Genomic DNA, 25,447 nt, shown 5'->3' with positions numbered 1-25,447 from the left:
GAGTGGTGGGTGCCTTTCAGCCGACGGGCGGTCTCACTGGCCGCCGAGTCCGGTCGTGGCGACGGACTTGACGATGTGCCGCTGGAAGAACAGGAAGACGACCACCAGGGGCAGCGCGGCCAGCACGGCCGACGCCATCGACTGGGCGTACTGGACACCGTAGGCGTCCTTGACCGACGTGATGCCCACGGGCAGGGTCATCAGATCGGGGTCCGAGGTGGAGACGAAGGGCCACAGGAAGTTGTTCCAGGCCCCGATGAACACGAAGATCGCGACGGCCGACAGCATCGGGCGGGACAGCGGCAGCAGCACGGACCAGAAGATGCGGATGTGCCCGGCGCCGTCGATGCGCGCAGCCTCCTCCAACTCCCGTGGCAGGGAGTCGAAATGGCGCTTGAGGATGAACACCATCACCGGCGCGACGGTCTGCGGCAGGATCACCGCCGCGTAGGTGTCGACCAGGTTCAGGGTGAGCATCTGCTGGAACCACGGCACGATCAGCATCTGCGGCGGCACCAGGACGGCCGCCACGGTGAGGGTGAACAGGGCCTTGCGGCCGGCGAACCGGGTGCGGGAGAAGGCGTAACCGGCCATCGCCGACACGGCCACCGTGACCACCGTGACGACGGTCGCGATCAGGAAGCTGTTGAACATCCACAGGGGCAGGTCGCCGCGCTCCCACACGCTGCGGAACCCGTCGAAGGTGAAGCCGTGCCGCGGCCACAGCCAGTGGACGGGATCGCTCGCGTCCTGCTCCGACTTGAAGGCGGTCAGCAGTCCCCAGCCGGCCGGCAGCAGCCACAGCAGGGCCAGCAGGGTGAGCACCGCGAAGGTGAGGGCGCGGGCGGTGCGGCTGTCGCCGAGGGAGAGGTGGGTGCGGCGGGCCTCGGCGCGGTGTCTGCGGGCGGCCACCTCGCGGATGACCGGTGAGCGGGGTGCGGCCTTGGGGCTGCGGGCGGGCAGCTCGGTGGTGGAGGTCATGTCACTTCTCCCGGCGGCGGAGGGCGGCGTACTGGGCCGCGGAGGCGAGGATGACGAGGGCGAAGAAGACGTAGCTGATCGCCGAGGCGTAGCCGAGCCGGTAGCCGGTGAAGCCGACGTCGTACATGTACTCGATGACCGGGCGGGTGGAGTTGTCCGGGCCGCCCTTGGTGAGCAGGTAGATCTGGTCGAAGACCTTCAGCGAGGCGAGGACCTGCAGCACGGTGACGACGACGGTGATCCGGCTGAGCTGCGGCAGCGTGATGGAGAACAGGCGCCGCCAGGCTCCCGCGCCGTCCAGGGCGGCCGCCTCGTAGAGGTGGTCGGGCACGGACTGCAGGGCCGCGAGGTAGAGCAGGAAGTTGAAGCCGGCGGTCCACCACAGGGTGGTGAGCACGATCGCCCACATCGCGACCGACTTGTCGCTCAGCCAGGCCACGGAGTCGAGACCGACCGCGTTGAGGAGCTGGTTGTACAGGCCGAGGTCGCCCTGGAAGAGCCAGGCCCACACCAGCGTGACCACCCCGACGGGCAGCAGGTAGGGCGCGAAGAACGCCAGGCGCCACACCCACTGGCCGGGCAGCCCGGTGTGGACCAGGAGGGCCATGCCGAGGGCGACGACGACGAGCGGGACGGTCGACAGGACGGTGAACCACACGGTGTGGCCGAGGGCCCGCCACATCTCGGCGTCCTGGAGCGCCTCGGAGAAGTTGTCGAGGCCGATGAAGCTCGGTGTGTGGGCCGACAGCGAGGTGTCGGTGAGGCTCATCCACAGTCCCTGGACCAGGGGCCAGACCATGAAGAGCGCGAAGAGCACGAGGAAGGGCAGGGCGAAGAGCAGGCCGGGGGAGAGGATCCGGCGCGCCGGGGGCGTCCCGGTGCGGGACGGGGCGAGGGGAGAGGACATCGTTGTGCCTCCTGCGCGGATGGTTCGGGCCGGATCAGGCCGGGCTGGGCTTGGAGAGGAAGGTGTTGAGGCGGCGGACCATGGCGCGTGCCGCGCGGTCCGGGCTCATATCGCCGAGGAGGGCCTGCTGGAGGACCTGGGACATCGCGTTCTGGAAGTCGGAGCCCGCTCCGGCGAACCATGCCGCCGGGTCGAGGACGACGTGGTCCGCGGCCTGGGCGTAGTCGGACTGCGGGGTGAGCGCGGCGTACTCGGCGGTCTCGGTGACCGGTGTGTAGGCGGGGATGTGGCCAGCGGTGGCCCAGATCTGTCCGGCCTTGAGCAGGGCGGCCACCGCGCGGTGGGTGCGGCGCCGGTGCTCCTCGTCGGGGTGGTCGCGGTGGGGCAGGACGAAGGAGTGCGAGTCGGCGTAGACGGCCGGGGTGCCGAACACGGTGGGGAAGGGGGCCGCGCCGATGTTCTTGTCGGTCGTGCGGAAGGTGCCCAGTTCCCATTCGCCGGAGAGGATCATCGCCGTCTGGTTGTTGACGAAGGAGGCGATGGCGGCGGCGTAGTCGAGGCTGCGGGGGTTGACGGTGCCGTCGACGATCCTGGCCATGAAGGAGATGACCTCGGCCATGCGGTCGACGTCCACCTCGGCCGGGCCGCCCTCGGGCAGCTCGAACCGGCCGGCGGTCTGGTGGTAGAGGCCGTAGAAGAGCCGCCAGCACTGGGCGGTGTCGGTGACGTAGCCGAACGCGATGCCCTGCTTGCCGGAGGCCTTGGCGAGCTCCTTGCCCGCGGCGAGGAACTTCTCGGGAGAGGAGAAGGCGTCCGTGTCGAGGGTGCCGTCGGCGGTGAGGAGGCCGGCCTTCTTCGCCGGTCCGGGGTGGTAGAAGACGATGAAGGGGTGGGTGTCCAGGGGGATGGCGTAGGTCTTGCCGTCGAACTGGGTGCGGGACCAGACGGCGTCGGCGAAGTCGTCCCGGGCGATGCCGTACTCCGCCAGGACGTCCAGGTCCCACGCGTCGAGGAGTCCGGTGGGCGCGTACCCGGCGAGACGGGACATGTGGGAGACGGCGACGTCGGGTCCCCGGCCGCCGGCGGAGGCCATGGCGAGCTTGGTGTAGTAGGGCGTGCCCCACTCCAGGACGGTGCGTTCGACGTGGGTGCCGGGCATGTCGGGCCGGGCCTTGGCGACCATGTCGTTGAGCAGGCCGCCGTCGGCGCCGCTGAACAGGTCCCACATCCGGACGGTGGAGCCGTCGTCGGCGGCCAGGGCCGAGCCGCAGCCGGTGAGCGCTCCGGTGCCGAGGGCCGCCGCGCCGGCGGCGAGTGCCGTGGTCAGGACACGGCGTCGGGTCGGCCCGTGGCGACCGACCTGGGCGGGTGTGCCGGTCATGGAGTTCCTTCCCGGTGGGCGGCGGCGCGGGGATCGTGGATCGCCCGGCGCCGTCACCCACCACAGGTTCTTACATCGATGTAAATCTCAGACAGGGTCGGGTACGTCCCTGTGTGGACAGCGGTGCACCGGAGGCTACGGCGTGGACTCGTAGGCCGCCGGGCGCAGTTGGGCCGCGCGCAGCCGTGCCGTGTCCGCCTTGTGCGAGCGGTCGAAGCGGTAGACGCCGTTGCGTTCCTGGAAGACGTCGGTGAGCTGCGTGTAGCAGTAGCCGAACATGGCGGGATCGTCGAGCAGCACGCCGGTCAGGCCGTGGAAGCGCTCCACGAACTCCTCCTCGGTGCGCGGCCGTTCGCCGTACCCCCAGGAGCTCGCCGCGTCGTCTCCGGCCGCGGCGGCGGCTTCCGGGTCCCACCAGATCCCGCCGAACTCGCTGCAGAAGTACGGCTGTCCGCGATAGGGCACGGACCAAGTGCGGCCCTCGGGACCGGTGTTGACGTACGGCCGGTCCTCGGCGAGACCGTCCATGATCTTGGCGAAGGCGGCCGGGTCCTGCTCGTAACAGTGCGAGTCGTAGACGTCCGTCTCCGGCACCCGGTGCGCGTAGCCGGAGGCGTCGATGACCGGACGGGTGGGGTCGGCCTGCTTGGTGGCGAGGAACATGCCGCGGGTGACGTCGTCCAGCACGGTGATGCGGTCGTGCAGGTTCTGGTACGTCTCGTTCAGCGGGCACCAGCCGACGATCGAGGGGTGCGAGTGGTCCCGCTCCAGCGCCTCCAGCCACTGCGTGACGAACGAGGCGTCGGGCCGCTGGTTGTCGTCGCGTACGCCGACCTCGCAGCCCCAGTCCCCGAACTCGCCCCACACCAGGTAGCCGAGCCGGTCGGCGTGGTACAGGAAGCGCTCCTCGAAGACCTTCTGGTGCAGCCTTGCCCCGTTGAACCCGGCCGCCATCCCCAGCTCGATGTCCCGCAGCAGCGCGGCGTCGCTCGGCGCGGTCATCAGGCCGTCGGGGTAGTAGCCCTGGTCCAGCACCAGCCGCTGGAAGACCCGCTCGCCGTTGAGCAGCAGCTCCTTGCCACGCACGGACACCGAACGCAGCCCCGCGTAGGAGCGGACGCTGTCGACCACCGACCCGTCCGGGCCGAGCACTTCCAGGACCAGGTCGTACAGATGGGGGTCATCCGGTGACCAGGTGCGCCGCCGCTCCTCGGGGACGGCGAGCGTCAGCCGGGGGCACAGGTCGAGATCGGCGCGTCCCTCGGCGGTGACGACGGTGCCGTCGGCGTCGCTCAGCGTCGCACGCACACGGTGACCGGCGAGGTTCGCGGACAGCGGCAGCTCGACCAGGAAGGAGCCGGTGGCCAGCTCGGGGGTGATGCGGGGGCGTCGCAGCGCTACGGCGCGGGGGACCGGCTCCAGCCACACGGTCTGCCAGATGCCGGTGGTCCGGGTGTAGTGGCAGTGCGTGTTGGCGTACCAGGTCGCCTGCTTGCCGCGGGCCTGCACGGTGTGGCGGCTGTCCCGGGCGCGTACGACGACGGTGAGTTCCTCGCCGGCCGCGACCACCTCGCCGAGGTCGGCGGTGAACGGGGTGAAGCCTCCGCGGTGCCGGGCGACCTCCTGCCCGTTGGCCCACACGGTGGTGTCGTGGTCGACCGCGCCGAAGTGCAGCAGCACGCGGCTGTCGGTCCACTCGGCGGGCACGGTCACGGTACGCCGGTACCAGACCGCCTCCAGGAAGTCCGTCTCGCCGACGCCGGACAGCTCCGACTCCGGGCAGAACGGGACGAGGATGCGGTCGGCCAGGTCGCGGTCGGTGAGGCCGCGTTCCAGACCGGTGTCGGACCGGTCGATCTCGAACTGCCACTCGCCGTTGAGATTCAGCCAGGCGTCCCGGACGAACTGGGGCCTGGGGTACTCGGGGCGGGGTGGCTCGTCCGGGAGGTACGGGTCGGGCATGGTGCTCCTCGAAGCGAGATTGCAGGTCGGTGCGTTGCACGCCAGGTGCGGAAGCGTGCGGGCACATGGCACCATGCCGATTACATCGATGTAAATACCTCGGGCGCAGATTCTGCTGTGGGACCGGGTGGCCGGAAAGGGCTCTCTGTGATCGGTATGATCGCCGGAGTTCGGAAGGAAGGTCAGCGTGGCGGCCAGACCGAGGATCAAGGACGTGGCGGAGTACGCCGGCGTCTCACCCAAAACCGTCTCCAACGTGATCAACAACTACGAACACGTCTCGGAACGGACCCGCACCGTCGTCCAGGAGGCGATCGACGCCCTGGGCTACCGCGTGAACATCGCCGGCCGACAGTTGCGTCAGGGCCGCACCGGCATGATCACCCTCGCCGTGCCCGAACTCGACGTCGCGTACTTCTCCGAACTGGCCCGGCACGTCATGGAGGTGGCCGGACGCCAGGGCCGGACCGTGCTGATCGACCACACCGGCGGAGAGCGCGAGCGCGAACTGGCCGCGCTGCACGGCTTCGACACCCAGTTCTGCGACGGGGTGATCCTCAGCCCGCTGTCCCTGCTGCCCCGCGACCTGGCCACCCGCGACCGCCGGCTGCCCCTGGTGCTGCTCGGCGAGCACGCCGCCGAAGGACACACCGACCACGTCGGCATCGACAACGTACGGGCCGCGCGCGAGGCCACCGAACACCTGCTGTCCCGGGGGCGCCGGCGCATCGCGGTGATCGGCGGCACCCTGCGCGGCAGACAGGGCACCGACCGGCTGCGCACCGACGGCTACCGTGAGGCCCTGACCGCGGCGGGCCTTCCCTTCGACGCCGACCTGGTGGTGCCGGTGGGCGCCTACCACTGGCACGACGGCGCCGAGGCGGCCGCCCGCCTGGCACGGGGCGTGTCCCCTCCGGACGCGCTGCTGTGCCTGAACGACAATCTGGCACTCGGCGCCCTGCGCGCCCTGCACGAAGCCGGTGTGCGGGTTCCCGGTGACCTCGACGTGGTCGGTTTCGACGACATCCAGGCCTCCCGGTTCAGCGTCCCCAGCCTGAGCACCGTCTCGCCCGACAAACGGGAGATCGCCCGCGTGGCGGTCACCCGGCTGCTGGAGCGCGTGGACGACCCGGACTCGACCGCCCCCTACCGGGACGAGGTCGTGGGCCATCGGATCGTGGTGCGGGAGAGCAGCGGGGGGTGAGGGTCGGCACGCACAGGTCGCTTCGGCGTCGGCGCGCTGTCGCCGGGGACGTACGGGTGCGTGACGCGGTCGCGTGCGTGTCCCGGGCGGCACGACCGTTGACCCTTGTAGACGATGAACGTGCCGCTCAAGACGAGGTGCCTCTTGCGGTCCGCTGCGCGGCCGGTACGGCGCGGCTCCATGCCGGGAGTGCCGACCGGCGCGCGAGCTCAACGCACCCCGGCCGCACGACCGTAGAACGTCGGCCGCCGACCCCGTCGCACGGATCTGGTGTCACAGACCCGCGATGCGGCCCACGAAGAACGCGGCGATGAGAAGGCATCCGAACAGGATCAGTCCGAGCCAGATCCCGGGGTGCTCCCAGATGCCGCCGTCCGCCCGTTCCTGATGCGCTTCGGCGGTCGACCCCTCGACAGCGGGGGTCTCGTTCGGCGGGACGAGAGGGTGAGTCATGGTCCGGCCTCCTCGGTTGCGAGCGTCCAGGATCCGTTTACCGCTTTTGTGCTCTCTTGGGTGTTCTGTGTGGACTCCCTGTTCGGATGCACTCCGCCACCGAAGGCCGGACGCGCGGGAGGCCCATGTCGGGTACCGCGGCGGCTACGGTGAGTAGCCTTTTCGTGGGCTGTGATCGCTTTGTACGTGAACGATGGGGAACGTGACGGGAGTTGTGCACAACTGTCTTTGATTTGGTCACGGGAAGATCACTAGGGTGGCGTGGACCCCTCGTTCGGAAGGTCGCTCGCATGAGGCGAGCGACGGCGGCGGGGCGCCGTCCACCGTGCTTCGTGTGGGTGGTTGGAGGAAGAAGGAGTTCGTCTTCGTGGCGTCCCACCGTCGACCGAAACAGCCCGGCCGAGCCCGCGTGACCGTACTGACCGCGACGGCCGCCGCTGCCGTGGCCCTGGCCTCCCAGTCCGCCAACGCGGCCCCCAAGGCCACCAAGGCCGAGGTCAAGGAGAAGGTCGACAAGCTGTACGAGGAGACCGAGCGCGCCACCAACCAGTACGACGAGGCGCAGGAGAAGCAGGACAAGCTGGAGAAGGAGATCAGCCGGCTCCAGGACAAGGTCGCCCGCGAGCAGGGCGAGCTCAACGAACTGCGTGCGAAGCTCGGTTCGATGGCCAGCGAGCAGTACCGTTCGGGCGGCATCGACCCCTCGCTCCAGCTCTTCCTCTCCGCCGACCCGGACGACTACCTCGACAAGGCGTCCACACTCGAGGCGCTGTCCGCGCAGCAGGTGGAGGCGCTCAAGAAGGTGCAGGCGAAGCAGAGGGAGCTGGCGCAGGAACGCGCGGAGGCCTCGGAGAAGCTCAAGAACCTCGCGGTGGCCCGCACCACGCTCGGTGAGAAGAAGAAGGAGATCCAGACCAAGCTCAGGAAGGCGCAGGCGCTCCTGAACTCCCTGACGGCCGCGGAGCGTCAGGAGATCGCCGACGACGAGCAGCGCGCCAGCCGGTCCTCCGCGAGCCGCGTCGACCTCGGCAGCGAGGTGGCCGCCTCCCCGTTCGGTGCCTCAGCCCTGAATGCGGCCGCCACGCAGGTGGGCAAGCCGTACGCCCGCGGCGGGACGGGCCCCAACTCCTATGACTGCTCCGGCCTCACGCAGTGGGCGTACGCGCAGGCGGGGGTGAAGATATCCCGGGTCACCTACACCCAGGTCAACGACGGAGCCCATGTCGGCATGAGCGCGCTCAAGCCCGGCGACCTCGTCTTCTTCAACAACACCGAGCACGTCGGGATCTACGCGGGCAACGGCCAGGTGCTGCACGCGCCTTACCCGGGCGCCTACGTCCGCTACGAGTCGATGAGCACGATCGGTTCGTTCCAGTTCGGCGTGCGCGTGGTCGGCTGACGGAACCCGGCCCCGACGAGCCGGCCCCCTGCACGCGTGTGTGCAGGGGGCCGCTTCTGCATGGCTCAGCCGTTGGGCAGGATGACGGCCCTGCCCTTGATCTGTCCGGCGTGCAGGCGCTCGTAGGCGAGGGGAGCCTCGTCCAGCGAGTACGTCTCGGTGTGCACCGAGACCGCGCCCGAGCGGGCCAGGCCCAGCACCTCGATCAACTCGCCGCGGCTGCCCCAGTAGGGCGCGGTGACGGACACCTCGAAGGGCAGGGTGCCGAAGCCCACCGGCAGGCTGGCGCCGCCGATGCCGACGATCGTGACGTCGGCCTCCACCGCGGCCACGGCCGCCGCGGTCCGCACGGTGGGTTCGACCCCCACGAAGTCGAGGACGGCTTCCGCGCCCATGCCCCCGGTCAGGGTGCGTACGGCGGCCGCCGCGGCGGCGTCGGAGAGCACCGCTTCATGGGCGCCGACGTCCTTCGCCAGGCGCAGCTTGTCCTCACTGACGTCGAGGGCGATCACCCGGGCCGGCGTGAGCGCGCGCAGCAACTGGATGGCGACGTGCCCCAGCCCACCGGTGCCGATGACCACGGCCGTCGAACCGGGGACCAGCTTCGGCAGCGACCGCTTGATCGCGTGGTACGGAGTCAGGCCCGCGTCGGTCAGCGGAACCGCGGCGACCGGGTCCAGTCCGTCCAGCGGTACGAGGTGCCGCGGGTCGTCGACCAGCAGGTACTCGGCGATGGCACCCGGTGAGCCAAGGCCCGGCGGTCGGATGCCGAGAGCGTCCGCGCGCAGGCAGTAGTTCTCCTTGCCCTCCGCGCACTTGGCGCAGGTGCCGCAGCCCCAGGGGCCGTACACCGCGACCGAGTCGCCTACACGGAGCCCGCTCACACCCGCGCCGAGGGCGGCGACGGTGCCGACGCCCTCGTGGCCGAGGGTGAGGGGAAGCTCGTAGGGGAAGTTCTCGGCGGGCCAGCTCATCACCGCGATGTCGGAGTGGCAGACACCGGCGGCGGTGACCTTCAGCAGGACCTGGCCGGGACCGGGCTCGGGATCGGGGACCGTGACCACTTCGGGGGCGGCGCCGATCGTGCGGTACTGCAGTGCCTTCATGATGTGAATTCCTTTCCGCGCGGCTCGGCTGCGGCTCAGAGGGCGGTGTAGGCGCCGTCGACCAGGTGGTAGCTGCCGGCGATGAACGAGGCGCGCTCGGAGAGCAGGAAGACGATCAGCTCCGCGACCTCCTCGGGGCGGCCGAGGCGGGCGATCGGGTGCAGGCCGACCAGACCGTCGTAGGCCTGCTTGTCCATGCCCTGGAGGAGTGGGGTCTCGATGAAGCCGGGCCCGACCGCGTTGATGCGGATGTTCTTCGCCGCGTACTCGGCGGCGGCGGTCTTGGTCATGCCGACCACGCCGTGCTTGGCGGCGACGTAGGCGACGGAACCGGCGAAGCCGACCGAGCCGAGGATGGAGGCGACGTTGACGATGGCGCCGCCCTGGCCGGCCGCCTCGATGGCGGGCAGCTCATGGCGCAGGGAGTGGAAGACCCCGTCCAGGTTGGTGCGGATGACCCGGTTGTAGGCGTCGAGGTCGTACTCGCCGGTGGGGGCGCTGGGGCCGCCGATGCCGGCGTTGTTCACGGCGAGGTGGAGGGCGCCGAAGGTGTCCACGGCGAAGGTGACGGCCGCGGCCACGGAGGCGGCGTCGGTCACGTCGAGCTGCACGGCCGCGGCCTTGATGCCTTCGGCCCTGAGGGCGTCGGCGGCCTGTTCGGCGCCCTCGACGTTGTAGTCGGCGATGACGACGTTCGCGCCGCCGGCGCCCAGGAGCCGGGCGGTGGCCAGGCCGATACCGGAGGCGGCGCCGGTGACCAGGGCGGTACGGCCCGCGAATTCACTGCTGTCGGTGGTGCTCATGGTGCTGTTCTCACTCTTCGGAAGATGGTTCGGCGACCGCGGTGGCGGCCTCCGTGATCAGGGCGTCGTAGGCCCGCTCCACCAGGGCGGCCAGGTCTGCGGCTCCCGAGTCGTGTGCCTCCGCGCCACGCGCCCAGATGCGCAGTGCGGCGGTGAGGACACCGGCGGCGGCGTCCACGACGACGGCCGGGCGGATGTCCCGCACGTCGTCCGTGCCGAGGCGTTCGGCGATGATGCGGATGGACTCCTCCTGGGCGTCGACCCGGATGCGTTCGTAGGCGGCGAACAGGGCGGGTTCGGTGTCCACCAGGGTCAGCAGCCGGCGCATCCGCGGGCGCAGATGGTGAGCCGGGTTCTCCTGGTCGCCGAGCCAGGCGCGCACCGCCCGCCGGTAGGCGAGGAGGGGTGGCTCCGTCGCCGGCCGGGCGCGCAGCAGCGCGTTGATGCGATCGCCGTCCCCGCGGACGAAGTCCAGGGCGGCGTCCTCCTTGCCGGAGAAGTGCCGGCTGAAGGTACGGCGGGTCACGTCGGCCCGCTCTGCTATCGCCTCGACGGTGGTGTCCGCCAACCCGTGCTCCAGGATCAGCTCCATCGCGGCTGCGGCCAGCGCGCCACGGGTCTGCTGGGCCTTGCGCCTGCGTCGGTCCTGGGCGGGGGAGGCCGGTTCCGTTGCCTTCATGATGTCCAGCCTACTCCTTGATGTCCCAGTGGGACATGAGTCCCACTGAGACATGTGACTCAGTGGGACACGAATCGGGAGCGAGGCCGGGATCCGGTTCGTCCGGGCGTGTGCCGCACGGGGCGGCGGATGGCGGAAGTCCGTGCGGCATATCCCCTTGCGCAATGGTCAAGAGTCGTTGACCATTGCTCGCATGCCTACCGACGACCTTCCCGAGACGTTTCACGTCACGACGGACGAGCAGCTCCGCGCCGTTTCCAACCTCACGCGTCACCGGATCATGGCCGTGCTCCGCTTCGAGCCGGCGACGATCACGCAGATCGCCGAGCGGGTGGGTCTCGCGAAGGGGAGCTCCAGCTATCACGTGCGGCTGCTGGAACGGGCCGGCCTGGTGAAGGTGGTGCGGACACGGAAAGTGCGGGGGGTCACCGAGCGGTACTACGCGATGGCCGCACGGTCGATCGAACTGCCGGACCCCGGCGAGGGCGGCCCGGACGTGCTGATGCGGCACGCGGTGGCGGACCTGGAGGCGTCGCGGGCGGACGGGGAGCGGCACGTGCGGATGGCGCATCTGCGGCTCACCGAGGAGCAGTTCGCACAGTTGGGGGCGCGGCTGGAGGCCCTGGCGGACGAGTACCGGGAGCTGTCCGACCCGTCTTTGCCGGACGCGTCACTCGTCTTCGCGCTCTTCCACCCGGCACCGCGCCGACAGACCGACGAGGGGGCCAAGTGACCGCGGAAACAGGGAGGTTGCCGACCGGGTTCGGCCGGTTGTGGACAGCGCAGACGGTGTCCTCGCTAGGTGACGGAGTGTCACATGCGGCACTGCCGCTGCTCGCGCTGACGTTGACGCGGGATCCGATGGCGCTCGCCGTCGTCACGGCCGCCGGGACACTGCCATGGCTGCTCTTCGGGGTGCTCGGCGGCGCGCTGGTGGACCGCTGGGACCGGCGGCGCACGATGTGGGGCATGGACGCGGCGCGTGCGGCGCTGCTCGCGATACCGGCGGCAGCGGCCGCGCTCGACGTGCTGAGCATTCCACTGCTCGCGGCCGTCGCCTTCCTGCTCGGCCTCGGCGGACTCTTCTTCGACACGGCCGCCACGGCCTATCTGCCGGACCTGCTCGGCCGTGACCCCGCACTCCTGGAGCGGGCCAACTCCCGTTTGCGGGGAGCCCAGACCGCCATGTCCGGCTTCGCGGGACCACCTGCGGGCAGTGCGCTGCTCGCGCTCGGGCGAGCGGTTCCGCTGCTCGCCGACGCGGTGTCGTTCATGGTGTCCGCGCTGCTCGTACGATCACTTCCCGCCGTGGCCCGGCCCGCGCCGCAGATCCGCGAGTCACTGCTCCGGCAGGCGCGGGCCGGTGCGTCGTACGTCTTCCGGGACCGCGTGCTGCTCGGGCTCGCGCTTCGCCCGGCGGTCGGGAACGTCGCCTTCCTCGCCGTGGAGACCGTCCTCGCCCTCTTCGCGCACGACCGCCTCGGCATCGACACCTACGGCTTCGGCCTGCTCCTCACAGCGGAGGCCACCGGTGGCCTGCTCGGTGCGGGCATCGCCTCCTACCTCGGCCGGCGACTCGGCACCGGCACCGCGCTGACCTGCACCGCAGCGGTCGAAGGACTTGCCATGCTGGGCCTGGCCGCTGCCCCGAACCCTTACGTGGCGGGGTTGGCGCTCGCTGTCTGCGGGGCCGGCATGGGCGCCACGATGGTTCTCGCGCCCTCTCTCCGGCAGGCGATCGTCCCGGCCCACCTCATGGGCCGCGTGGCCTCCACCTCCCGCATGTTGGCCATGTGCGCCGCCCCCATTGGAGCCTTCCTCGGCGGCTGGCTGGCCACCACCTACGACATCCGTACCCCGCTCTACGCTGCCGCTGTCCTCCTCCTGACGATGACCGCCGTCACTGCCTCCATGACCAGTAACCGCAGGGTCGAAGCGGCGTTGCGTGCGGCGGCGCCGACCGAGGGTCCGGATCATCAGGCGTCCGAGGAACCCGCCAAGGTGAGTGCACCTGACGGGTCGTGATGCCATCTGCCATCTGCCATCTGCCTTCTGTCTGACGCGAGGGGCGAGTTCGTTGTTCGAGCGTGCTGTGCGGCAGCGTGGAGTTCAGCGTGGTGCTCGACCTTCGCTCGGTGCAGGCCCTCAACGCGACGGCAACCGGGTGTCGATGGCATCTGCGAGGTCGTCCTGGTTCCGGAAGACGTGTCCGTCCATGCCGACCGCCTGGGCCGCGCGGACGTTCTCGTCGCGGTCGTCGACGAAGAGGAAGTCGGCGGGTGCGGCCCGCAGAGCGACGACGCAGTACCGGAAGGCGGCCGGGTCGGGCTTGGCGGCACCGATCCGTGCGGAGAGGGCGAGGAGGTCGAGGTCGTGCAGCCAGGGCTGGGCGGCGAGGAAGGCGTCCGCGTGGTCCGCGGGGATGTTGGACAGCAGGGCGACCCGGGCCCGCTCCCGCAGGTCCCGTACGTAGGTGACCATGCGGTCGTCGACGCGGGACCAGCTCTCGATGTCGGTGAGCCGTAGCTCTTCGATGGTCTCGGCGTCGGCGGGGCGGTTCAGCGCGTGCAGGACATCGGTCCAGTACGCGGACGCGGTGTGCCGGCCGGCGTCGTAGGGCGGGCGATGGGTCCAGTAGGCGGTGGTGAAGGCGTCGGCGGAGGTGTGGCAGCGGGCGGCCATCTTCTCCAGGGCGCCCGGGTGTTGGTGGCGGGCTATGACGCCGAAGAGGTCGAAGAGCACGATGCGGCGGCGGTCGGTGGGCATGGGGGTGCGTTCCCTTCGGGTTGGGGGCGTTCGGGTCAGTGCCGGTGGGGGCGAGCGAATTTTGGCGATGAGATGGGCGTGGCCCCGAGGGGGCAGGAACGACGCTGATTACGCCGGCGCCGTGGCAGGCGTCGCTACGACACCGGCACGGCCGCGGACAGGGAATGCGGGACTTGGGCATCCCGGATGGAAGCTTGTGCGGCACGGTTGTCAGGGACCGTGCCGCACAAGCGGTCAGTGATCAGTGGGCACCGGCACCAGTTCGCTCTCTCGGGTGCTGTCCGATCCGGTGCGCAGGATCCCGCCGGCGACAGCGGTGGTGACACACAGCAGGGTCAGCAGGACGAAGGCGTGGTTGAGGGCGACGAGGTGGGTCAACCAGCCGATGACGGCAGGGCCGGCGAGCATCCCGACGTAGCCGAGCCCGGCGACGCGGGAGACGTTGACGCCGGCGGCCGCGGGGTCGATGCGCCCGGCCGCGCTGAAAAGCTGTGGGACACAGCCGGACAGGCCCAGGCCGAACAGGGCCCAGCCGGCGAACGCCGCCCACAGCCACGGGCCGAGTGCCACCAGGGTGATGCCGACGCCAGCCAGGGCCGCGCCGTAGCGCAGGATCGCCATGGATCCGAACCGGGCGGCGAGGCGGTCGGCGAGCAGTCGGCCGACGGTCATGGCCGCGGCGAAGGTGCCGTAGGCGAACGCGGCCGTGCTGGCGGACGCGCCGAGGACGTCCTTGAGGTGCAGGGCGCTCCAGTCGTTGGCGGCGCCCTCACAGAGCATGACCATCAGCGCGAGGACCGCGATGAGCCAGACGCGCCCGGCAGCGCCGTGACGCTTGGCATCCGATGATGCCTCGGGCTCCTCCTGTGCCTGTTCCGCCGAGCTGGTGGGGGCTGACGTGGGGGCGGTCGGCAGCAGGGCACGTGCCGACGCCAGGGCGATCGCGACGCCCACGGCCCCCGTAACGGCGAGGCCGGCGGCCGGATTCAGGCCGGCGCTCGCGGCACCGGCTCCGACGAGCGCGGCGAGGACGCCGCCGACGGAGAACGTCGCGTGGAAGCCCGACATGACGGGGCGGCCGTACGCCTCCTCCACGTGGACGGCGTGGACGTTCATGCTCACGTCCAGGCAGCCGTTGCAGAAGCCGAAGACGAGCAGGGCGCCTGCCAGGGTCCATGGGTCGTGGGCGAGTCCGGGCAGGGCCAGGGCCGCGCCGCACAGCACCCCGCTGACGGGCACCACGACGCGCACCCCGGGCCGGTCGGTCAACCGCCCGGCGACCTGCATCCCGGTGAAGGCGCCCACGCCCAGGATGACCAGCAGGCCGCCCAGCGTCGCGTGGCTGATGTCCACGCGCTCCTCGATGGCGGGGATGTGCACCACCCACGCGCCCATGAGGGTGCCGCACAGGACGAAGTAGACGTAGGTGGCCACGCGTGCGGCTCGAAGCGAACGTTCCATGCCGCCCACCGTAACGAACAGTCGTCATGTTCGAAAGTGCCTCAAACGAACAACTTGTTTGTTCATTGACTGATGGTGTTCAATCGCGACATGAGCAACGCAGACCGGCACGGGCTGATCACGAAGACCGTCAGGGACTCCGGTGGCGCCACGGTCCAGGAGCTCGCGTTGCTGACGGGGGCCTCGGAGATGACGATCCGCCGCGACCTCGACATCCTGGCCGCGCAGGGCGTGCTCGAGCGCGTCCGCGGCGGGGCCCGCACACTGCTCCTCAGGGGCGAGGAACCTCCCTTCGCGCTGCGCGCCCATGAGGCGGTCGACGCCAAGCTCCGCATCGCGGCCGCGATCTCCGGGCTCATCGCCGACGGAGAGAGCGTCCTGCTGGACAGCGGCACCACGTGCCTGGAGGTCGCCCGCCTCCTGCGCGAGCGGCCGGTCACCGTGATGCCCCTGTCCTTGCAGGCCATCCACCTGCTCGGCGAGACACCGGGCCCGGCCACGCTGATGGTGCCCGGCGGCCGGCCTCGCGCCGCGGAAGGAGCCCTCACCGGGCCCCTCACCCTCGCCTCCCTGGCAGCGCTGCGCTTCGACACCGCCGTCATCGGCTGCTGCGGGCTGGAAGCAGCCGACGGTCTGACCGCCTACGACCTCGACGACGCCGCGGTGAAGAAGGCGGCCATCGCCTCGGCTCGCCGCGTGATCGTCGCGGCCGACGGCAGCAAGTTCGGCCACACTGCGTACGCCTACGTCGGACCCTGCACCCTTGTGCACACCCTCATCACGGACATCACTGCGCCCGCCGCCGAGATCGCTGCACTGGAAGGCCTCGGCGTCGTCGTGCAGAGCGTCTGACAAGGCGGTCCCGGCCCGGGCTCTGGATTCTGGGCCGCTGGGCGATGTGCTGGATCTCCCGTCTCATGCGAGAAATGGCCGTCTGCTGGCGCTCCCGCAGTCAGCAGACGGCGCATGGGCGGCGAGGCGGCTGCGGTGCGGGCTCTGGCCGGCAGCACGCGAGCGCTCGTGCCCGGCGGCCGTCGTCCATCGCTGCCCAAGGGGCGGCGGTCGCGCCTTCGTATTCTCCCAGCACCAGGGCTTTGCCGACCCGGCTCGGGCACGGTCCGTTGCGCCCGTTCTTCCACTGGTTTCGCGGAGACGGCCGGTCCCGGCGGTGGGGAATGCCTGACGGGGTGGGCTGGTTGTGGGAGGCGTGGGAGTGAAGGGGACAGTGTCCCCGGGCCTCACCTATTGCCTGCGGGGACGATCGTTCGGCTGAAGCCCCGCAGAGCCTTTCGCCGCGTAGGCGACCGCCCTTCACTCCCACAAGTACGGCTGTGGCCCTGACCGGGAATTCCGTGGGAATCCGGTCACGGCTGCGCGCGTTTGCGGGCTGTTTCACGGCAGGTGGCCGCTGTCTGGCCGGTCTTGCCGGTCCCGTCGATGTAGTGGCTGCGCACCCATGTGATGCCCGGCGGGCCGAGATCACCCCTGCGGACGGACGAGGAGCAGCGCGATGTCGTCGTTGCGGGGGGCGGATCGTTCGGCGTGGTCGAGGAGGGCGTCGGCCAGCATTTCCAGGTTCTGCGGCTGTGTGGTGCTCAGGCGGTGGGCGAGCGCGGTGGTGGCGTCGTCGATGTCAATGCCGGGGGCCTCGACGAGTCCGTCGGTGTAGAGGGCGAGGACGGCACCGGGGGAGAGCGTGATGTCGGTGGTGGGGTAGTCGGTGTCGGGGTCGATGCCGAGCAGGAGTCCGGGGGACAGGTGCAGGGTGTCGGTGTGGCCGTCGGGGTGACGCAGTAGGGCCGGGGGATGGCCGGCGGTGGCCAGGTGTGCGCGGCGATGCGGCAGGTCGAGGTGGGCGATGAGGCAACTGGCGAACAGCCCGGTGTCGAGGTCGGTCAGCAGGCGGTTGGTGCGGGCGAGTACGTCGCCCGGTGAGGAGCCGGCGGTGGCGTGGGCGCGTACGGCGGTGCGGACCTGACCCATGAGGGCGGCGGCGCTGGTGTCGTGCCCCTGGACGTCGCCGATGGCCACGACGGCGGTGCCGTTCGGGCCGGGGACGAGGTCGTAGAAGTCGCCGCCGATGTCGATGCCGTGGCCGGCGGGCCGGTAGCGTGCGGCCGTTTCCAGGCCGGGGACGTGCGCCAGGGTGCGGGGCAGCAGCCCGGTCTGCAGGCTGTGGGCGAGGGCGTGCTTGGCGTCGTAGAGGCGGGCCCGGTCGAGGGCCTGGGCGATGAGTCCGGCCAGTGAGGTGAGCAGGGCTCGCTCGGTGGGCGGGAAGATGCGGGGCAGGTCGTAGGCGAGGACGAGGGAGCCGACGGGGCGGCCGGAGACGATCAGGGGGAGGAACGCCCAAGAGGCCATCCCGTCCTGGTGCACCGCTGGTGGATAGGCCTTCTTGAGGTCGGCGAAGGTGGGAAAGAAGGCGGCCCTTCCGGTGCTGATGGCGCGTACGGCGGGGGTGTCGGAGGTCATGGGGGCGGCGTCGAAGCGGGCCATCAGCTCGGCGCTGTAGCTGCGGTATCCGGTGACGCAGAGGCGTCCTCCGTCGACGGTGAGCAGCGCGAGGGCTTTCGGGCCGAAGGCGGGCACGATCTGGTCGGCGGCCAACTCGACCACGTCGTGCACGCTGGCGGCCTCGGCGAGGGCGGTGGCCAGGTGGGTGAGGTGGTACAGCGCCGTGGCGCCGATGGGCTCGGCCGTCTGTGGCAGGTGGGGTGCGATGTCGGCCTGAACCGTGTCGGCAGGGGTGATGTGGACGCTGATGCCGCTGTTGTCCGGGTAGAGCTGGAAGAGCAGCCGGGTGTCAGGCGGGCGTCGGGCGGTGAAGGAGGTGGGCTGACGGCTGACCACCGCCGCCCGGTAGCGGTCTTCGAACATCGGATCGCGCAGCCAGGGGAGCACCTCCCAGGGCCGGTGGCCCAGCAGGGACCCAAGCGGGGCACCGACCAGGTCGGCGCCGGCGGAGTTGATGAAGGTGAGCCGGCCCTCCAGGTCCAGGGCGCAGCAGCCCACGGGCAGGCGGGCGGTGAACGCCAGGGCTGCGGCGCCCTGCACGGGATCGGTCTCCTGGTGGTGCGGAGCCGGGAGCAGCCGCGGCTCGTCCGGTGCTTGCAACGGCCGGCCGCTGTAGGCGGCCTGGTGCAGCATCGCTGCGGCACGGCGACAGCAGGCTGTGAGCGTCTCCTGGTCGGACGTGCTGAGATCGGACGGGTGCCAGATGGGCCACAGCAGCACGATGCCGCCCCACACGGTGCCGTCACTGATGATCGGGGCGGTGGCGAGTTTGAAGTCGTAAGGAAGGACGAGGCCGACACGCGGGTAGTGGCGGGCGATGTCCTCCTGGCTGCCCAACAGGAGCGGGCGCCGCTCCCGTACGGCGTCCGCCACGGGCATGGCGGCCTCCAGCGGAATACGAGCCCACGGGGCGGCGATCTGCCCGGAGACCCCTCCCACCAGAGCGAGCCGCAGGACACGCTCGGTCGGCGGCAGCAGGTAGAGCATCCCCATCGAGGCGCCGGTGTCCCGCATCACGTCGGCGAGCACCGCATCCGGCAACGGCATGCCGGAACCGTCCCCACTGCTGGAGGCGGAGGGGGCCTGCATGCCCTACCGCCCGCTCCGGCCGGACTGCCCCGCGCAGCGGTCGCCCCCTCGGGCGCGTGCCGCCGCAGCGCTGATGCCGAGCCCCGTACTGACCTCGCCCCAGCATGCCTGGGCCCACCGGTGCGCGATCAGAGCGGCCCGGATCAGCTCCTGGGCCAGTCCAGGGATACGGGCTGCCGTGGGGCGGTGTCGTCGCGCAGGGGACCTCGGCAAGGGGGGCTCGCTTGGGCGCTGGGGGAGGCTCATCACGTGCGGAAGGGGAACCGTGTCGGTCGGGGCCGCTTCGGTGCGCTGAAGCCGAGCCACTTGCGACTGGCGCCCGGTGCGCCACGTGGCCTGCCGGTGCGCCGGCTGACAGCCACGGCGCCCGTGCGGTGCTGGCCCCGACAGCCCAGTACCGCGCCAGTCTCCCCGCAGATCACCCATAAAAGGACAATACGCCTGCCGGGTGTGGCGGTGGCTTATGAGTGCAGTGGGAGAGGGTGATAGTGCGGTGGGGCAAGGGCGCTGCCTGCCACGCGGCGTGGGGCTGTACCTGCTGGAGCGGATCGGCGGTGACCTGACCATATCGAGGTACTCCAGACCAGCTCAGTGGTTCAGGGGGCCCGTGCACATTCTGGTTTTGCCGCGTCTGGCCGTCGGCTGGTGGATATGAGGCGCGCATGGGTGGGACGTCCAGGGACTGCCGCCGATCGGGTCGCATCCAGGGCCGTGATGCCGCTGGCCCGGAAGGCCCCGCGCAGACAAGGGTCACGACTGCCGCCCGCTGTGACATTGGCTGTTACAGCAGGCGAGATAGCACCGCATCGCCCACAAGAACTTCGGAACCCCCAGCAACTCGCCGACATTGTTGGACTATCGAGCACGCCCGAGGGTTGGGCGCAGCGCTGCCGGAGGGAAGTGTGGGAATCGGAAGCCTCAAGTCTGGCGGTAAAGGGCCCAGTTACGCGTCTACACGGGCCGCAGACGTCCTCCGAGTGCCGTTCGTAAACCCTGCGCCGTGCGCCTTCTGGCGGGCCGTCACGTGCAGAGGTACGCCTTCGGAATATGGGGTCTGACCTGGCGTTTTCCTTCCATCCGCCTAGGCTGGGGGTTCAGATGTGCACCCATGGGAGGGGTACCTCATGAGGGACGACGCGAACCCGTACACGGCTGCTGACATTGAGGTGTTGGAGGGGGCAGAGAGCATCCGTAAGCGCCCAGGAATGTACGTGGGCTCGACCGGTCAGCGTGGGTTGCATCAACAGGTGTTCGAGGTCTCTGACTGGGCGGTGAACGAGGTCCTCGGCGGCCGCGCCGATCACGTCGACGTCGTATTGGAAGTCGACGGCTTCGTACGAGTTGCCATCGATGGGCCGGGGATTCCCGTCGCGACTGCGGGACATGTCGGTGCCCCATGTCTCGAAGAGCTGCTGACTGGGATGCACGCCGGCCTGCGAGGTGGCGGCCGCCGATTAGTGAACGTCGGCCTCTTCGGTATGGGGCCCTTCGTCGCCAACGCCTTGTCGAGCTGTTTGACGGGAGAGGTGCGGCGCGAAGGAGTGCGATGGGTACAGCGTTACGACCGCGGTGTCCCGGTTGGCCCGCCGTCGTCCGAGGGCTCCACCGAGGAGACCGGAACCGCCATCACGTTCCGACCCGACCCAGGCATCTTCGAAACGGTGGAGTGCTCGTTCGAGGCGCTGTCGGAGCGATTCAGAATGCTGGCCTTCCTGAATCGCGGACTGGACATCTCACTGACCGACCAACGCACTCCGAACGCTCCGCGATCACAACGGTTTCTCTTCTCGGAAGGGGCCAAAGACCTTGTCACCTTTATGGTGGCGCAGACCGGGGCATCCGACGGAACGGGCATTTTCGGCTTCGAGTGTGAGGATTCCCGGATCGCAGGGTCTGTCGAGGTCGCCCTGAAGTGGAGCCCTACGGGCGCGGGCGGCATCCGGGGTTTCGCGAACAGCCTGCCCACCCCTTATGGATCGCACATGCTGGGCTTTCGAGAGGGGGTGGCGGCGGCGGTCAACACCTTCTTGCGAGAGGGGCAACCGCTGACGACGGGGGCCGGCGCAGGTCCTGATCGGTTCTGCGACGGCCTGACCGCAGTCGTCTCGGTGAAACTCGATCGCCCCGAGTTCGAAGGCGCCACACGCGGTACGTTGGGCAACGCCGTGGTGCGTGAGTTTGTCGCATCGGCTGTCCATGACCATCTGATCCAGTGGTTGGCGCAGGACCCACGACTGGCCTCCGTCGTGGTCAATTGACTCGCGCCCATTACGCGGGCGGCCCGTCCAGGAACACATGGCCGCTGCCCCCGCCACCCCTATCAGCGGACCGCCGCCCCCGGAGGTCTCCGTGCTTGGTAACTCCCCATGCGGATTTACGTCGTGACCACCCTAACTCTTGATCCGCGAGGCAGGGGAGCGGGGCCCACTTCCATCAGAACCGCCACCGCTCACCGGCTGCTCACCCCGTCCTGGGGACCTCGACGAGATCCCCAGGACACACCGACCCGCAATGGCCGTGTGGTCAGGGTGCGTCGACGAGCATCCGGCCGTCCGTGGGTGCGAGCGCGGCGACCGCGCTTGCGTAAGCGGACTGTACGCGGGAGCGCTCGGTGGCGTTCGGTGTGGCGTTGGTGCAGGCGGTGCCGGCGCTGGATCCCGACATCAGTTGGGAGCAGGGGCCGGGCTTGGTGTCCGGCAGTCCGAGGCTGTGCCCGAGCTCGTGAGCGGCGATACGGGTCTTGTTGTACCCCTGGTCCACGGCCTGGCTGCCGAGCTCGACGCGTACCTGACGGCCCGGACGAACGGGCCCGAGGGTGGCCTGTGGCCAGCCCGTGGTGGCGACGATCACGATCTCGGCCGCGCTGCCCGGCGCCGCCTCCACCAGATGGACGTTGCTCACGTTCGCGTTCCACGAGGCGACTCCGGCCGCGATCGCGGTCTCCCAGCCTGCGGCGCGGCTGTCGTCGTAGCGAAGGGTCACGGCTGCCGCCTGTGCGGCGGACGATGCATCCGCGGGGGCGGCAGTCGCGGCGCCTGCCATGGCGAGGACGAGCGCCGTGGCGGAAGTGCCTGCCTTGAGCCAAGTGCCGAGGGGCATTGCTGCTCCTTCTTCCGTGGGGGGAATCCGGCCCCGGCGGGGCCGGGTACGCGAAGGAGCGGTACGGGTTGTCCGGTGGGGGCCGGACGCACCGTCGACCGCCCCTCCGGGGCGTTGCGATGGTATGCCCTGCGATCCCCTTCCGTCATGTACCTGCCATGGTGATTTCCCGTCAGAATCCAGTTGGCGCTGGAAGTTGGCCGGTCCGTCTCCGAAGACCACCCGCGGTGCCTGCGGGACTGCCGGTCAAGGCTGCCGTCTACGTCGACCCGTCCCGTCCTCGTGTCCGATCCGGCCGGAAGGGCCGCAGTGTCAGCCCCCGAGGTGACGGAACGCGGTGGGGTACGTCAATTCGCCTGCGCACCCCGGCGACAAGGGCCTCGGGGGGGCGTTCAGTCCCATGAGTTGAAGAGCGTTGCGCCAAGCGTCTCCGGCCGCCAGCACTTGATCTGATGCCACTCCGCAGCAGACAGGGCAGAGGTGTCCGACACCGTGAGTGGCGACACGAGCTGTGCTGCGCTCAGGACGACAAAACCGGCGTCGGCAAGGACGGTGGCCCAAGTGGGAGGTTCCTGGAACTCGTCGGTGTACCAGGAGCGCCGGTCCTCGACGAAGGCGATCAGGGGGTGGTGAGCGTGGAAGAGTGCGACGCGCGTGCCGTCCCGATCACTGATCGTGGCGCTGTGGAAGCTCTGCGGGTACACCTGCTCCGTGAAGTCCACGACCCGCCCGCTCGCAGCCCGCGCCGCGGCGTACCAGACGGTGCGGCACATCTTGGGATCAGTACTCGGCAGGGGCGGCTCGCTCCAGTCGTAGAACCCGGTTGCACCCTGTTCCATGCGGAAGGTGACCTGCGGATCCTCCACGTACACCCCTCCGAACAGGCCATTCAACCTCGATTGCGCAACCCTAGTGATCACCCTGCTCCGCTGGCGCAGGAGTCATGCTGATCGCCGCCAGGCTTGCCGCTCCGTGGGAGCAGCGCCTCACTGATCTTGCTGCCCCGCGCTCTCGAACCCTTCGCATCTGGATTCAAAAATTATTGCCAGCATCTGGCTTCATTTTTCAGAGTCCGGGTTACGCTGGGTGTCATGGAAGCGATGTCACTGGCGGCGAACCGGCACTGTTCGATCGCCCGAACCCTCACCGTGCTGGGTCAGAAGTGGAACCTTCTGCTGCTCCGCGAGGCTTTCCTCGGCCGCACCCGTTTCGCCGAGTTCCAGCGCATCGGCATCCCCAACGCGACCCTGGGCCAGCGGCTGAACGACCTCGTGTGCGCCGGGCTCATGGAGCGCGTGACGTACCAGGAAGAAGGGGAGCGCAGCCGCGAGGCGTACGCCCTCACGCAGGCCGGCCGCGATGTGCTGCCGATTCTGGCTGCCCTCAGCGCATGGGGGGACCGACACCTCCCCCAAGAGACGGGGCAGGGAATCCTCTACACGGCTGACGACGAACGCCCGGTGCATCTCGAATTCCGGGACGCGGACGGCGAGTTCGTCGACCAGGACGCTGTTTCGATCATCCGGGGCCCGGCTTACTACGCCGCCCTCGCCGCTGCCGATCGGTCGTCCGACGACGCCAGCGGTATCGACCTTGTCAGTTAGGAACGCACCATGCCCACCAGTAATCCCCTCACCTATGACGTCTTCGTCGCAGAGCCGATCCCGCAGAACGTCACGGATCTGGTTCCCAACGGGGACCGGCGAATGTTCTCGCCCCTCTCCGTCACTCTCATCCACGGCGAACGGGACGCCGTCCTGGTCGACCCGCCGCTGACCTCCGCCCAGGCGCTCGAGGTGGGCGACTGGGTCGAAGCCACCGGAAAGAACCTGACCCACATCTTCGCGACCCATGGACACGGTGACCACTGGTTCACCGCCGGCGTCCTGGCGGAACGCTTCGGCGCCCAGGTCGTCGCCTCCGAGGGCACCATCGCGGAGATGCGGCGCAACGTCTCCATCCGCCCGCAGTTCTGGGACGCGCTCTTCCCCGGACAGATCCCGGACAGCCCGGTCACGGCCGTCACCGTGCCCGGAAACCGGTTCACCCTGGAGGGGCACGAGCTGCGCATCGTGGAGGTCGGCCACAGCGACACGGACGAGACCAGTGTCCTGTACGTCCCCGACCTCGAACTGGTCGTGGCCGGCGACGTCGTCTACAACGGTGTGCACCAGTACCTCGCCGAGTCCGCGAACGGCGGCCGCGACGCCTGGCGCAAGGCCATCACCGTCGTCGAGGACCTGCGACCGCGCCGGATCGTGACCGGCCACAAGAACAAGGATCTCGACGACGACGCCGACCGCGCCATCGCCGAGACCCGGCGCTACCTCGACGCCGTCGACGAACTCCTCGCCCGGCACGAGGAACCGCTCGACTTCTTCAATGCCATGCTGGAACGGTTCCCCGACCGCCTGAACCCGGGCGCCCTCTGGGGAGGCGCTGTCGCCCTGTACAGGTAGCGCTCACCGGGCACGAACCGCGGACGGGCTCCCTCTCCGCCGGCAGACACCGTCGGCCCGTGCTCCTGCACGGGCGTCGATCGGAGGTGGGCCACCGCGATGCCACGTCATGGTGCCGACCCTGGCCCTGCATGCCTGCGCCGCACAGGATGCCCCTGAGCCGCCCCCCGGGCTGGCATGAGCTGTCTCGCCTCCACGAGCCGTAGTGCCTCGCCATTCTGCCCGTGGAGCGTGCACGCCTCAGCCCGATTGAGTTCGCACCGCTGTGCGAATTTTCGTAAGATCGCCGCGCGAGGCGTAACGGAATAGGCCGAGTTCTCGCCCCAGAACTTCGGAGAATCCCATGCGCCGTCCTCTCGTGCTGACCGTTGCCGCCGCGCTGCTGTGCGCCGGCTGTTCCACGGCCGACGCCGGAAGCGGTGACGAGGCCGCGGCCGCGTCACCGTCTTCCACATCGGCGTCCGGCGCTCGCTCCACCGTGCGAGCGGCCGTCGCGGCTCTGCGCGAGGACAGTGCCGGGGTTCGGCAGGAGATCGAGTTGGAGGGTGCGGGCCAGGTGTACGGCCTCACCGTCACCGGCGGCTTCGACTTCGCCGCGGACAGGGGCCACCTCGCGGTCGACCTGCCCGGCGGCGCCATCGACCACAGCGACCAGGTCTTCGCGGACGGCAAGATATACATCAGCGGCGTCGAGGGACTCGGCGAGGACGGCTGGGGGGTGATCCCCCGGGACAAGGCACAGGCTCACTATCTGCTGCGGGCCCCGCTCAACGATCCCGAGCACGTCCTCCAACAGATCGCGGCAATGCGCGAGATCTCCCGGCAGGGGGAGGAGACGGTTCAGGGGGTGCGTTCGGTGCGCTACCGCGGCGTCCTCGACCACCGGACTGTAACTCTGCGTATGAGCCCGGACGTTCGCGCGAAGACGGACCAAGCCCGTGACGCCCTGGGCGGCGACCTCCCGGTCTTCGCGGACGCATGGGTCGACGACCGCGGGCGCCTGGTGCAGACGCGCATGAGCGTCAACCTGTCCGGTGTGCAGGTGACTCTGACCATGGCCTTGTCGGACATCGGTGCGCCGGTCCGCGTGACGGTTCCGCGGGCCGAGGACACGGCCCCCGTCACCACGGTCGGCGGCATCCTGAACGGCTGACCCGGGACAGATCGGTCGGCGCGTGCTGAGC

Annotated in this window: 22 protein-coding genes; 9 read left to right on the top strand and 13 right to left on the bottom strand. The window is 69.9% G+C overall.

Annotated features, from left to right (window positions below; genetic code table 11):
• Positions 1–33: 33 nt before the first annotated feature.
• The 4 genes from ACZ66S_RS32745 to ACZ66S_RS32730 all read right to left on the bottom strand — a co-directional run bounded on the left by ACZ66S_RS32745 (position 34) and on the right by ACZ66S_RS32730 (position 5,231).
• Positions 34–981, bottom strand: coding sequence for a carbohydrate ABC transporter permease (locus tag ACZ66S_RS32745; protein WP_469905183.1), 948 nt, complete (start codon positions 979–981; stop codon positions 34–36).
• Position 982: 1 nt separating this feature from the next.
• Positions 983–1,888, bottom strand: a complete 906-nt coding sequence (locus ACZ66S_RS32740; RefSeq protein ID WP_469905182.1) for a carbohydrate ABC transporter permease — start codon at positions 1,886–1,888, stop codon at positions 983–985.
• Between the two features lie 34 nt (positions 1,889–1,922).
• Entirely contained in the window at positions 1,923–3,269 is a 1,347-nt protein-coding gene (locus ACZ66S_RS32735) for an extracellular solute-binding protein (protein ID WP_469905181.1), read from the bottom strand.
• A 135-nt stretch (positions 3,270–3,404) separates the two neighbouring features.
• Positions 3,405–5,231: a glycoside hydrolase family 2 protein gene (locus tag ACZ66S_RS32730; protein WP_469905180.1), complete on the bottom strand. Its 1,827-nt coding sequence runs from the start codon at positions 5,229–5,231 to the stop codon at positions 3,405–3,407.
• 187 nt (positions 5,232–5,418) lie between these two features.
• On the opposite strand from ACZ66S_RS32730, the gene ACZ66S_RS32725 reads away from it, so the two are divergent.
• The gene (locus ACZ66S_RS32725) at positions 5,419–6,435 is read left to right on the top strand and encodes a LacI family DNA-binding transcriptional regulator (protein WP_469905179.1); all 1,017 of its coding nucleotides are present in this window, start codon (positions 5,419–5,421) and stop codon (positions 6,433–6,435) included.
• 273 nt (positions 6,436–6,708) lie between these two features.
• On the opposite strand, the gene ACZ66S_RS32720 is transcribed toward ACZ66S_RS32725, so the two are convergent.
• Positions 6,709–6,888, bottom strand: a complete 180-nt coding sequence (locus ACZ66S_RS32720) for a DUF6480 family protein (protein ID WP_469905178.1) — start codon at positions 6,886–6,888, stop codon at positions 6,709–6,711.
• 367 nt (positions 6,889–7,255) lie between these two features.
• Here ACZ66S_RS32720 and ACZ66S_RS32715 point away from each other — a divergent pair, with 367 nt between their 5' ends.
• On the top strand, positions 7,256–8,287 hold the full coding sequence (locus ACZ66S_RS32715) for a C40 family peptidase (protein ID WP_469905259.1): 1,032 nt from the start codon (positions 7,256–7,258) through the stop codon (positions 8,285–8,287).
• Between the two features lie 65 nt (positions 8,288–8,352).
• Here the strand turns inward: ACZ66S_RS32715 and ACZ66S_RS32710 are convergent, their stop codons facing one another.
• From ACZ66S_RS32710 to ACZ66S_RS32700, 3 genes are read right to left on the bottom strand one after another with little or no spacing between them, the layout of a single operon-like run.
• Positions 8,353–9,393: an NAD(P)-dependent alcohol dehydrogenase gene (locus tag ACZ66S_RS32710; RefSeq protein ID WP_469905177.1), complete on the bottom strand. Its 1,041-nt coding sequence runs from the start codon at positions 9,391–9,393 to the stop codon at positions 8,353–8,355.
• A 35-nt stretch (positions 9,394–9,428) separates the two neighbouring features.
• Positions 9,429–10,196, bottom strand: a complete 768-nt coding sequence (locus ACZ66S_RS32705) for an SDR family NAD(P)-dependent oxidoreductase (RefSeq protein WP_469905176.1) — start codon at positions 10,194–10,196, stop codon at positions 9,429–9,431.
• Between the two features lie 10 nt (positions 10,197–10,206).
• Complete coding sequence (locus tag ACZ66S_RS32700) at positions 10,207–10,875, bottom strand: TetR/AcrR family transcriptional regulator (protein ID WP_469905175.1); 669 nt, start codon at positions 10,873–10,875, stop codon at positions 10,207–10,209.
• Between the two features lie 193 nt (positions 10,876–11,068).
• On the opposite strand from ACZ66S_RS32700, the gene ACZ66S_RS32695 reads away from it, so the two are divergent.
• Together ACZ66S_RS32695 and ACZ66S_RS32690 are read left to right on the top strand one after the other, a co-directional pair.
• A complete protein-coding gene (locus ACZ66S_RS32695) occupies positions 11,069–11,608 on the top strand; it encodes an ArsR/SmtB family transcription factor (protein WP_469905174.1) in 540 nt (179 codons plus the stop codon).
• A gap of 17 nt (positions 11,609–11,625) precedes the next feature.
• The gene (locus ACZ66S_RS32690) at positions 11,626–12,900 is read left to right on the top strand and encodes an MFS transporter (protein ID WP_469905258.1); all 1,275 of its coding nucleotides are present in this window, start codon (positions 11,626–11,628) and stop codon (positions 12,898–12,900) included.
• A gap of 120 nt (positions 12,901–13,020) precedes the next feature.
• Here ACZ66S_RS32690 and ACZ66S_RS32685 read toward each other — a convergent pair whose 3' ends face one another.
• The gene (locus ACZ66S_RS32685; protein ID WP_469905173.1) at positions 13,021–13,641 is read right to left on the bottom strand and encodes an HAD family hydrolase; all 621 of its coding nucleotides are present in this window, start codon (positions 13,639–13,641) and stop codon (positions 13,021–13,023) included.
• Positions 13,642–13,875: 234 nt separating this feature from the next.
• Complete coding sequence (locus ACZ66S_RS32680) at positions 13,876–15,102, bottom strand: MFS transporter (RefSeq protein ID WP_469905172.1); 1,227 nt, start codon at positions 15,100–15,102, stop codon at positions 13,876–13,878.
• A 90-nt stretch (positions 15,103–15,192) separates the two neighbouring features.
• Here ACZ66S_RS32680 and ACZ66S_RS32675 point away from each other — a divergent pair, with 90 nt between their 5' ends.
• Positions 15,193–15,954, top strand: a complete 762-nt coding sequence (locus ACZ66S_RS32675) for a DeoR/GlpR family DNA-binding transcription regulator (protein ID WP_469905171.1) — start codon at positions 15,193–15,195, stop codon at positions 15,952–15,954.
• Between the two features lie 627 nt (positions 15,955–16,581).
• On the opposite strand, the gene ACZ66S_RS32670 is transcribed toward ACZ66S_RS32675, so the two are convergent.
• The gene (locus ACZ66S_RS32670) at positions 16,582–18,705 is read right to left on the bottom strand and encodes a SpoIIE family protein phosphatase (protein WP_469905170.1); all 2,124 of its coding nucleotides are present in this window, start codon (positions 18,703–18,705) and stop codon (positions 16,582–16,584) included.
• A 1,124-nt stretch (positions 18,706–19,829) separates the two neighbouring features.
• On the opposite strand from ACZ66S_RS32670, the gene ACZ66S_RS32665 reads away from it, so the two are divergent.
• Positions 19,830–20,963 (top strand): DNA topoisomerase subunit B, encoded by a 1,134-nt coding sequence (locus tag ACZ66S_RS32665; RefSeq protein WP_469905169.1) that lies wholly within the window; start codon positions 19,830–19,832, stop codon positions 20,961–20,963.
• A 265-nt stretch (positions 20,964–21,228) separates the two neighbouring features.
• Here the strand turns inward: ACZ66S_RS32665 and ACZ66S_RS32660 are convergent, their stop codons facing one another.
• Together ACZ66S_RS32660 and ACZ66S_RS32655 are read right to left on the bottom strand one after the other, a co-directional pair.
• On the bottom strand, positions 21,229–21,804 hold the full coding sequence (locus ACZ66S_RS32660; protein WP_469905168.1) for a snapalysin family zinc-dependent metalloprotease: 576 nt from the start codon (positions 21,802–21,804) through the stop codon (positions 21,229–21,231).
• Positions 21,805–22,196: 392 nt separating this feature from the next.
• Entirely contained in the window at positions 22,197–22,670 is a 474-nt protein-coding gene (locus ACZ66S_RS32655; protein ID WP_469905167.1) for a hypothetical protein, read from the bottom strand.
• A gap of 225 nt (positions 22,671–22,895) precedes the next feature.
• Here ACZ66S_RS32655 and ACZ66S_RS32650 point away from each other — a divergent pair, with 225 nt between their 5' ends.
• From ACZ66S_RS32650 to ACZ66S_RS32640, 3 genes are all read left to right on the top strand, one after another.
• The gene (locus ACZ66S_RS32650) at positions 22,896–23,408 is read left to right on the top strand and encodes a winged helix-turn-helix transcriptional regulator (protein WP_469905166.1); all 513 of its coding nucleotides are present in this window, start codon (positions 22,896–22,898) and stop codon (positions 23,406–23,408) included.
• Between the two features lie 9 nt (positions 23,409–23,417).
• Positions 23,418–24,263, top strand: coding sequence for an MBL fold metallo-hydrolase (locus ACZ66S_RS32645; protein WP_469905165.1), 846 nt, complete (start codon positions 23,418–23,420; stop codon positions 24,261–24,263).
• Between the two features lie 343 nt (positions 24,264–24,606).
• A complete protein-coding gene (locus ACZ66S_RS32640; protein WP_469905164.1) occupies positions 24,607–25,416 on the top strand; it encodes an SCO4651 family lipoprotein in 810 nt (269 codons plus the stop codon).
• Positions 25,417–25,447 lie beyond the last annotated feature (31 nt).

The organism is Streptomyces sp. NPDC107471, assembly GCF_055582845.1.
This window is presented reverse-complemented; position numbering and strand designations above follow the sequence as displayed.

Coding starts and splice junctions, on each gene's coding strand:
- ACZ66S_RS32745 (WP_469905183.1), bottom strand. CDS start 981: ATGACCTCCACCACCGAGCTGCCCGCCCGCAGCCCCAAGGCCGCACCC.
- ACZ66S_RS32740 (WP_469905182.1), bottom strand. CDS start 1,888: ATGTCCTCTCCCCTCGCCCCGTCCCGCACCGGGACGCCCCCGGCGCGC.
- ACZ66S_RS32735 (WP_469905181.1), bottom strand. CDS start 3,269: ATGACCGGCACACCCGCCCAGGTCGGTCGCCACGGGCCGACCCGACGC.
- ACZ66S_RS32730 (WP_469905180.1), bottom strand. CDS start 5,231: ATGCCCGACCCGTACCTCCCGGACGAGCCACCCCGCCCCGAGTACCCC.
- ACZ66S_RS32720 (WP_469905178.1), bottom strand. CDS start 6,888: ATGACTCACCCTCTCGTCCCGCCGAACGAGACCCCCGCTGTCGAGGGG.
- ACZ66S_RS32710 (WP_469905177.1), bottom strand. CDS start 9,393: ATGAAGGCACTGCAGTACCGCACGATCGGCGCCGCCCCCGAAGTGGTC.
- ACZ66S_RS32705 (WP_469905176.1), bottom strand. CDS start 10,196: ATGAGCACCACCGACAGCAGTGAATTCGCGGGCCGTACCGCCCTGGTC.
- ACZ66S_RS32700 (WP_469905175.1), bottom strand. CDS start 10,875: ATGAAGGCAACGGAACCGGCCTCCCCCGCCCAGGACCGACGCAGGCGC.
- ACZ66S_RS32695 (WP_469905174.1), top strand. CDS start 11,069: ATGCCTACCGACGACCTTCCCGAGACGTTTCACGTCACGACGGACGAG.
- ACZ66S_RS32685 (WP_469905173.1), bottom strand. CDS start 13,641: ATGCCCACCGACCGCCGCCGCATCGTGCTCTTCGACCTCTTCGGCGTC.
- ACZ66S_RS32680 (WP_469905172.1), bottom strand. CDS start 15,102: ATGGAACGTTCGCTTCGAGCCGCACGCGTGGCCACCTACGTCTACTTC.
- ACZ66S_RS32675 (WP_469905171.1), top strand. CDS start 15,193: ATGAGCAACGCAGACCGGCACGGGCTGATCACGAAGACCGTCAGGGAC.
- ACZ66S_RS32670 (WP_469905170.1), bottom strand. CDS start 18,705: ATGCAGGCCCCCTCCGCCTCCAGCAGTGGGGACGGTTCCGGCATGCCG.
- ACZ66S_RS32665 (WP_469905169.1), top strand. CDS start 19,830: ATGAGGGACGACGCGAACCCGTACACGGCTGCTGACATTGAGGTGTTG.
- ACZ66S_RS32660 (WP_469905168.1), bottom strand. CDS start 21,804: ATGCCCCTCGGCACTTGGCTCAAGGCAGGCACTTCCGCCACGGCGCTC.
- ACZ66S_RS32650 (WP_469905166.1), top strand. CDS start 22,896: ATGGAAGCGATGTCACTGGCGGCGAACCGGCACTGTTCGATCGCCCGA.
- ACZ66S_RS32645 (WP_469905165.1), top strand. CDS start 23,418: ATGCCCACCAGTAATCCCCTCACCTATGACGTCTTCGTCGCAGAGCCG.
- ACZ66S_RS32640 (WP_469905164.1), top strand. CDS start 24,607: ATGCGCCGTCCTCTCGTGCTGACCGTTGCCGCCGCGCTGCTGTGCGCC.